Origin of the sequence: Muribaculum sp. NM65_B17 (assembly GCF_004793735.1) — a bacterium.
GTDB classification, from domain to species: Bacteria; Bacteroidota; Bacteroidia; order Bacteroidales; family Muribaculaceae; genus Muribaculum; species Muribaculum gordoncarteri.
Genome location: NZ_SRYY01000023.1, coordinates 1 through 7,381, shown reverse-complemented (window position 1 = coordinate 7,381; position 7,381 = coordinate 1). Strand labels below are relative to the sequence as shown.

Annotated in this window: 5 protein-coding genes; 1 reads left to right on the top strand and 4 read right to left on the bottom strand. The window is 48.1% G+C overall.

Annotated features, from left to right (window positions below):
- Nucleotides 1–88: 88 nt before the first annotated feature.
- The 4 genes from E5354_RS14055 to E5354_RS14040 form a co-directional block, all read right to left on the bottom strand.
- Nucleotides 89–2,002, bottom strand: coding sequence for an ATP-dependent DNA helicase RecQ (locus E5354_RS14055; RefSeq protein WP_135947843.1), 1,914 nt, complete (start codon nucleotides 2,000–2,002; stop codon nucleotides 89–91).
- Nucleotides 1,999–3,729, bottom strand: coding sequence for a single-stranded-DNA-specific exonuclease RecJ (recJ, locus tag E5354_RS14050; protein ID WP_123396169.1), 1,731 nt, complete (start codon nucleotides 3,727–3,729; stop codon nucleotides 1,999–2,001). The genes E5354_RS14055 and recJ overlap by 4 nt, the downstream gene beginning before the upstream one ends.
- A 208-nt stretch (nucleotides 3,730–3,937) precedes the next feature.
- Complete coding sequence (locus E5354_RS14045; RefSeq protein ID WP_123396170.1) at nucleotides 3,938–5,086, bottom strand: mechanosensitive ion channel family protein; 1,149 nt, start codon at nucleotides 5,084–5,086, stop codon at nucleotides 3,938–3,940.
- A gap of 24 nt (nucleotides 5,087–5,110) precedes the next feature.
- Complete coding sequence (locus E5354_RS14040) at nucleotides 5,111–6,220, bottom strand: clostripain-related cysteine peptidase (protein ID WP_168353916.1); 1,110 nt, start codon at nucleotides 6,218–6,220, stop codon at nucleotides 5,111–5,113.
- 158 nt (nucleotides 6,221–6,378) lie between these two features.
- Here E5354_RS14040 and E5354_RS14035 point away from each other — a divergent pair, with 158 nt between their 5' ends.
- Nucleotides 6,379–7,176, top strand: coding sequence for a tetratricopeptide repeat protein (locus E5354_RS14035; RefSeq protein ID WP_123396172.1), 798 nt, complete (start codon nucleotides 6,379–6,381; stop codon nucleotides 7,174–7,176).
- Nucleotides 7,177–7,381: the final 205 nt, after the last annotated feature.

Below are 7,381 nucleotides of genomic sequence, written 5' to 3'. Positions count from 1 at the left end.
AGGCTGATGCCTCTGCACGTTGAGTAGCACTCAAAAATTATTTAGGACAATATTGGTTTTATGACCATTTTTTCGGTTATTCGACAATTCAGAATTTGCGGGTCAATGAAATCATGTCATTGTCGTCAATCGACAGAATGTGCGATGACAACAACGATCTAACGGCCTCGATTACATCCTCTTCGGAATATCGCGACTCAGCTACAATGTAGTCGAGAGTACGAGGAGCGTTACCTACCATATATATGATGGAATCCCTGATTGACTGCCTGTCACCCTTTGTCAAGCGATTACGTTTACGGGTGCGGCACACATCACACTTGCCACATGGCTCCTCGGGCTTCTCGCCGAAGTAACGCAACATAACGTTGACTCGACAATCATCGTCACCAAACGAGAAACGCTTCATCGCCTCAATGCGCTCCTTAAGGCGCTTGTACTGCTCCTCATAGACGCTTCGGGGCATATCGATATACTTTGGCAACTCGCGTGATGTAGTGTAATATAAATAAGGAGTGCTCTTGCGAGGCACATACTGCAATATGTGCATGCGCGAAAGCTGAAGCATCGTTTCATATACTTTCTGTTCGTCGACATCAGCACGCCGGGCGATAACCGATTCGTTTATGTAGACAAAGTCGGCAAACAAGCCCGTGTAACTACGCAACAACATATTGAACACGCGCTCACCCGCTTCATCGAGCTTAACGGAGTACAACTCGCTTTTATTGGCCGTTATCATAACGCGCGATTGCATCGTCACCTCCTCGACAAATTCAAAGTACTGGGCCTGTGTAAGCAACCGCATGGCACTTCGTGTGGCAAGCGGGGGCAAATCGTAGGTTTTCAGGAACAGTGCGAAATTGAACTCGTACACCGAATTATAACCGTCGCCCACCGCTACATTGACGAAATTTCCCGCCAGTTCATACACTCTGCGTATGAAATCCTTAGGAGGAAACATTTCGGAAAGCATCCTTGTAAGCCTGCCTTTGTCGGCACGTGACACAAGCAGAACAGCAAAGGACTCTTTTCCGTCACGTCCGGCTCGACCCGCCTCCTGATAGTACTCCTCAAGTGACGATGGAATGTCGTAATGAACCACGGTTCTTACATCGGGCTTGTCGATGCCCATTCCGAAAGCATTTGTGGCGACCATAACGCGTACGCCGTCAGTCTTCCAGCTGTTCTGCTTCTCATTCTTTTCGGTAGCATCAAGTCCTGCATGATAGTAGTCGGCCGATATGCCGTTACGCACAAGCATGTCGGCAATCTCCCTTGTGCGACGGCGTGACCTCACATACACAATGGCGCTTCCCGCTGTATTGGTCAGCACACTGATCAGCCGTCGCTCCTTGTCAAAGTCATTGCGTACAATGTAGGAGAGATTGTCACGCGAAAAGCTGCGGGCGTAGACATTGCGCTCCTTGAAGCCGAGCTTGTCCATTATGTCGTCGACCACTACAGGTGTAGCCGATGCCGTGAGCGCAAGAACCGGTATGTCGGGGAACAGCTCACGTATAAGACTTATCTTCAGATAGGATGGGCGGAAATCATAGCCCCATTGCGATATACAATGAGCCTCGTCGACAACAAGGAAGCTGACATCCATCGAACGCAACTGGTCGATGAATGTAGCCGACTGCAGCTTTTCAGGCGAAACATACATCAATTTGGCTTTGCCAAGACGGCATCGGTCAAGAGCAAGCCGGTGCTCGGCACGTGACAGTCCCGAGTGCAGACACACGGCTCGAATGCCCGCCGCCCTTAGGTTGTCGACCTGATCCTTCATTAACGAGATAAGGGGCGTGACGACAACGGTTATTCCCTCGAACACCATTGCCGGCACTTGAAAAGTAAGCGACTTTCCCCCTCCGGTAGGCAGCAGTCCGAGAGTGTCACGCCCGTCAAGGACCGACATGATTATCTCCTCCTGCCTTGGACGGAAAGAGTCGTAACCCCAATATCGCTTGAGGATGTCATGGATGAGAGCCCGCTTCACTCGGTGACTACCCTTATCTCCTTTACTTGAAGCTGAATCGAGTTAGAGGAATTCTGATGCTTGTTCTCCTCTATAGTATAGCAGATGTCAAACGGTTTGCGAGCATGGATATGTTCAAAGTATTTGCCCATATTGAACGCTATGCCGTTCATAACCTTTCCCGATGTATTGTCGACAAGCTCAAGCTTGATGTGCTCAAGATGCTTTCCTACGAGCTTGCTTGTTCCGAAATCGAGTACACCGCGAGAGCAGAACACCGGTTTCTGATTGCCGGGGCCGAATGGATTGAACTTACGCAGCAATCCCAGAAATTCGGGCGTTATCTCGGCAAACGTAAGGTAAGCGTCGATATCGAGCTGAGGAGTCAGCTGCGAAGGCAATATGTTCTGTGCGACATACTCCTCGAAGCGGCGTCGGAATTCCGGGATGTTCTCCTCTTTCATCGACAGTCCCACGGCATAAGTGTGTCCGCCAAAGTTCTCAAGAAGGTCACGTGACGCTTCGATGGCGCTGTACACATCAAATCCCTGAACCGAGCGCGAAGAACCGGTGGCAAGACCGTTGGAGAGCGTCAGCACAACCGAAGGCTTGTAGTAAAGCTCGGTAAGTCGCGACGCAACGATTCCTATTATACCCTTATGCCAGTCCTTATTGTAGATGACTATCGATTTTTTGTCATTCAGCAATGTGTCGTGACTCTCGATTATGGCATTGGCCTCCTCGGTTATGCGCTTGTCAAGTTCCTTGCGATCCTTATTATACTGGTCGATGTTCTTAGCCTTCTGATAGGCCTCGGCGAAGTCACGCGACACAAGCAGTTCCACGGCCTCGCGACCGCTCTGCATGCGACCCGATGCATTGATGCGCGGACCAATCTTGAAGATTACATCGCTGATGGTGATTTCACGGTTGTTGAGCTGACATATCTTTATTATCGCACGCAATCCCACGTTAGGATTTGAGCTGAGGCGCTTCAATCCCCAATAGGCCATTATACGATTCTCGCCCACCATGGGCACTATGTCGGCGGCAATGCTTACTGCGACAAGGTCGAGCATGCCCTCAAGCTCATTGGACTTGATGCCGTTGCTCATCGAAAACGCCTGCATGAACTTGTAGCCCACACCGCAACCCGACAGATGGGGACACGGATAGGTGCTCCCCTCAAGTTTGGGATTCAGTATAGCCACAGCAGGAGGCAGCTCCTCGTCGGGCACGTGATGGTCGCATATTATGAAATCGATACCGAGTTCACGCGCATACTTAATTTCTTCTATCGCCTTTATTCCACAATCAAGGATTATAATGAGCTTGACCCCCGAAGCGGCGGCCTCGTCAATAGTCCTGATTGAAATTCCATACCCTTCATCGTAACGAGTGGGTATGTAATACTCAATGTTGGAGTAGAAATTCTGAAGGTATTTATAGACCAATGCCACCGATGTTGTGCCATCGACATCATAGTCGCCAAACACCAGAATCTTCTCCTTTGACCCCATGGCTCTGTTAAGCCTGTTTACAGCTTTATCCATATCGGGCATAAGGAACGGATCGTGCATATTTTTCAACGACGGATGAAAGAAACGCTCAGCCTCTTCCACCGACGATATGCCACGCTGAACCAAAAGCTCGCTAATAGGAGGACAGTTGGCGTAACGCGACGCCAATTCCGTCTCTAATTTTTGTTCTTCTGTAGTAAGGGGTAAGTAATTCCATTTACTTATCATTTATGTTGTTATTTATTTTTGGCGTAGAAGAGGCCGCTGTAAACAACGGCTGCAAGAAGAGAGAGCATAATATAATGAAGCCGGCCGTTCATCGTGAGCATGAGGAGAGGCACGAAAACCGACTTGGGGATATAACGCAAATATAGCCATTTCTTTTTAAAAAATGGCTATATCGACATTGTTTTATATTAATTTATATTTTCAAATTCTAACTATTTATATGGTTGAGATGCACATCCATTTGAGGGAATGGGAAGTGGAGGCCCTTTTCAGGAAGTTCCTTATAGAAGCGCTCGTTCATCTCATAGAAAACACCCCAATAGAATTCGGAGCGTGTCCAGGCGCGCACCGTTATGTCGATGCTGCTTGAGTTCAATACTCCAAGTGCGACAAACGGCGAGCGGTCGGCCTTGGGCAGCATCTCAAGAGTCTTGGCATGCTCGGCTTCGATTCTGTCGGAGATGACGGTCACTTTCTTCCGGCTGTTGAAAACCCGCTTGATCCAGCTTTTCTTCTCAACCGGCTCGACAGCTGCCTCCGGTTCCGCGTCATCATTGTCGGATGTTTCTTCAAGCTCCTTACGATCAGCACGCATCTTTCGGTCGTCTTCGACATATTTCACCACAATGCGGTCATCGCTTCTGAGCATATCGAGAATCGCAGCCTTTGCCACATCTACATCGTCACCGTAAGCTATCGACACCGACCAATCGACACGACGATACTCCTCCTTGGAGTAGTTGTTGATTGAGCTCGTCGACAACCCACCGTTTGGTATGATTATCTGCTTATTGTCGGGCGTGTTGATTATCGTGCTGAATATCTGAATCTCCTTGACGATTCCCGAATATCCCTGCGCCTCGATATAATCACCGATTTTATAGGGCTTGAGGAGCAATATCAGCACTCCTCCAGCAAAATTCTGCAACGTTCCGCTTAAAGCCAAACCGACTGCAACACCGGCCGACGCAAACAGCGCGAGGAACGAACTCGTTTCGATGCCGAGGATGCCTACCACCGTTATCACGAGAATGAAGTAGAGCACTATGCGTATGAGGCTCAGTACAAACGTGGCGAGCGATCGGTCAATCCGTCGCCTTATAAACACCGACGATGTTATGTTATAAATCTTGGTGATTATAAACTTTCCTACATAGAATACGAGTATGGCGATAGCCAGATGTATGGCAAAATCAACCAGCCCGCTTACGAGCCGATTGATTAGGTCATCAAGCGACATGCTTTCAAGCGTCTTCATGCCTTTGTCAAATCCGGAAATCGAATCGGCAGGAGCAGGTGCAACTCCATTGCCGGCAGCCATTCCACCGGCCATCATATCTTCAAAATTTACGATCATACAGTCACTTTGCGTTCAACAATGTTACATTAGCGAGTGAGCCGAGAAAGCCGGAATGACAACATCGTCACTCCATTCCAAATCAAAATAGCCATAATTGTCGGCCTTTGAGATTCCCTCGTCATCCGCTTTGACTATATAACTCGACACTCCGCTGCAATGTTCAAGCTTTAATGAATCCCACATGTAATCGGTGGCCTCTTTATAGATTACAAAATCATCCATGGCCGACTGAAATTCGCTTTGAAGCGATGCATTATCGGTGAGTGAAAGCGCGTAATAACCCAAGTCGTAGTATTTGTCACGGAATTTATTACCCACACCGTAGCCCTGCGGGGTATAATCAGCGGGCAAAATGAGATTTTCAAGCATTATGTTGCGCGTAGCCTTGGCAACACGGTCAATTTTGGACATGTCATACACCGAAATCGTACAGCTGCGGTATTTTCCGCTTTGGACATCATAATAATCGAAAGTGTTACGTGCCGCACCCTTCAAATCAGGCACAAGCTCAAAGAAGCATCCTACATTAAGATTATAGGGCATTCCGTCACTCGGAATCTCGGTAGGTGACGCTACTACATAGTCGGTGATTCCACGCAGCTCATAGAGGGTTTCGATATTGCCCATGTAACAGCAGTCAAAGTACATGAAGCTGAAATGCTCGCCTCGCAAAGCATCGGCAAGTTCGGGAATCGACATCTCGGCACCTCCGGTACTGTTTTCAACGCCCCATGAACGATTCTGCGGAGCCGACACCGAAGGCTTAAGCCATCCGCTCGAATGGCTCCACATGACAAGAGCGTAATCATTGGCCGGAGCAAGTTGGTGCATATCGGCCATGACACGACGCATAGTCGACACCGTTACCGACGATGTCACATCATCGTAGGTTTTAAGCGTGACAATGCCGTCGGGAGTTATCTCGCGCAATTCAGGAGTCACGCCCGAAGCATAGTAAACCAGAAGTCGTCCGTCATTTTTCAAGCCGCCGTTACGTGCGGCAGTCAGCATCTCCTTTAAATCACTCTCTCCAAAAGAATAAAGACTGTTATCCGAAACCATGTAGACAAGAAGAGTGCGACTGCTCTCTTTCTTCACTTCGGGACCGTCATCATCACTACAAGAAACCAAACAAAAGGAAATGATTAATGATAATAGCAATTTCAATTTCATAATATACAAAGTTACTAATTCTTTTTATTAGCAATTCTAAAAAATGACTAAATATGTAAACAATAGCCATCTATAAACAAAAATAGCCGTATATTTGCAGGTCAAACCTCAATAATATGCGCAAATCAATCATAGCCACATTGCTGTCGGCCACAATGGTATCGGTGCCTGTAACAGCTCTATCCGACACATATTTCGACCTTATGGGAGATGCCGACAAAGCCATATCGGAAGGTAAATGGCTGGAAGCTGAAAAGAGTCTGAAGGATGCTATGGCACTCGATCCCGAGAATCCGTCAAACATCCTGCTGATGTCCAATCTCGGACTCGTTCAATTCTATCTCGGACAGGACAGTGCAGCCATAGCCACACTAAGTGACGCTCACAAGCGCGCACCAATATCGGTGACAGTGCTGAAAAACAGAGCGGAAGTGTATCTCGCCCTCGGCCGTGACTCATTGGCCTATAACGACTATTCCAAAATAATAGCACTTGACACCACGCTTATAGAACCGCGTTACATGCATGCGGTGATGTCACTGCGATATGGTGACTATGCAACCGCACAGAATGACTGTGACGCATTGAACCGCATGTCACCGGGCAGCGATGAGGCCAACACCGCTTACGGAGCTCTATACACTGCAACCGAGCAGTGGGAGAAAGCGATTCCCTACTACAGCGAGCTTATAAAGAAGAAACCTTCAGCCGACCTGTACAGCGCACGCGCAGTGTGTTATCTCATGACTCAAAAGTTAAACGAAGCATCGGCCGATATAGCTGCAGGCCTTGAACTTGATCCCGACAACGGAGAGCTCTATCTTTATCGCGGTTATCTTAACAAGCTGCGTTACCGTAAGGACGATGCCCGAAATGATGTAAGAAAAGCTTTCGAGCTTAGCGAAAAAGAATAACGCTAACCCCAACAACGGGGAACATCTATAAAAAAGCAACCAACTTGGTTGCTTTTCTTATTTATGGCAATCTGTTTGCTGATAAAAACAGGAGTAGTGGCATGGTAATAAAAAGAATCAGGCCGGCTGCGATGTGCAGTCGGCCTGATTGTGAAGGGGGCGGTTACCTACTCTCCCACTTTCGCAGTACCATCGGCGTGGCGGG